This window comes from Agromyces sp. NPDC055658, from assembly GCF_053618155.1.
The window spans coordinates 1-1203 of the sequence record NZ_JBSHHD010000121.1 but is presented as its reverse complement, the minus strand read 5'-3'; the positions used below and the strand labels follow the sequence as shown (position 1 = coordinate 1203).

Genomic DNA, 1203 nt, shown 5'->3' with positions numbered 1-1203 from the left:
ACGAGCGCGCGGTTGGTCAGAGACTTCGAACCGGGCACCGTCACCGTGGCATCGACCGGGGTTGTCGCCGACGGCGCCGGCCAGTGCTCCAATTGCTCCTGACGTCCGCTCACGCTGTACATCCTGCCTTGTCCGCGGACTCTGCAACCATGGGCACTATGTGTGGACGTTTCGCAGTGACCACCGATCCGGCGCTGCTGGCGCAGAAAATCCAGGCGATTGACGAGAGCGCGTCGAGTTCGGGGGACAAGGACGTCACGGGCGCCAATTACAACGTGGCGCCCACGACGACCATCAGCAGCGTCGTCAAACGGCACACCGAACCCGAGGACTCCTCGACGCGCCGGGTCCGCTCCATGCGCTGGGGGTTGATCCCACCGTGGGTGAAAACCGCCGAGGGCGGCGGCCCGGACACCAAGGGCCCGCTGCTGATCAATGCGCGCGCCGAGAAGGTCACCACCTCGCCGGCATTCCGCAACTCCGCGAAGAACAAGCGCTGCCTGATCCCGATGGACGGCTGGTACGAGTGGAAACCGAACCCCGGCGGCGACGGAAAGAAGACTGCCAAGACCCCGTTCTACATGTACGGCGCCGACGGTGAACTGCTGTTCATGGCCGGACTGTGGACCACGTGGCGCCCCCAGGGCGCACCGAAGGACGCCCCGCCGCTGCTCAGTTGCACCATCATCACCACCGACGCCGCGGGCCCGCTCGCCGAGATCCACGACCGGATGCCGCTGACCATCAGCGCGCCGGACTGGGACCGCTGGATGGATCCCGACGCCCCGATCGACGAGGGCCTGCTGCGCGGGCACGGCGATCTGGACCGGATCGCGGTTCGTGAGGTGTCGCGCTTGGTCAACAGTGTCCGCAACAACGGCCCAGAGCTCATCGAGCCGGCCGAACCTGAAGAGATGGGGCTGTTTTGAGCGGGACTGGAGGAGGCGTCGACCCTGGTCTTCTCGATGCGATCGGTGCCGACCTTCGTTCGGCCGGATTCACCACCGACGGCGTGGCCGAACTCCTGGGCGCCGATGCCAACGCCGCGCTGAGCCGGGGTGTGTGGTGGCCGGCCCTGAGGGCGACCCACGCCGCGCAGGCCGACCGTCAGCGGCTGGGCGTGCTGGTGCGTCTGCTGCTGTTGGGTACCGAGGAAACGCCCGAGTCGGTCGAGGCGGCGTTCCCGTCGGTCGGCCTGCAGAC

At 67.7% G+C, this 1203-nt stretch carries 2 protein-coding genes; both read left to right on the top strand.

The features are described from left to right. Positions 1 to 149: 149 nt before the first annotated feature. A complete protein-coding gene (locus tag ACWGPE_RS19015; protein ID WP_452049316.1) occupies positions 150 to 929 on the top strand; it encodes an SOS response-associated peptidase in 780 nt (259 codons plus the stop codon). 83 nt (positions 930 to 1012) lie between these two features. Further along, positions 1013 to 1203, top strand: a 191-nt coding sequence (locus ACWGPE_RS19010) for a DUF7059 domain-containing protein (RefSeq protein ID WP_452049315.1), incomplete at its 3' end; no start/stop codon positions are given.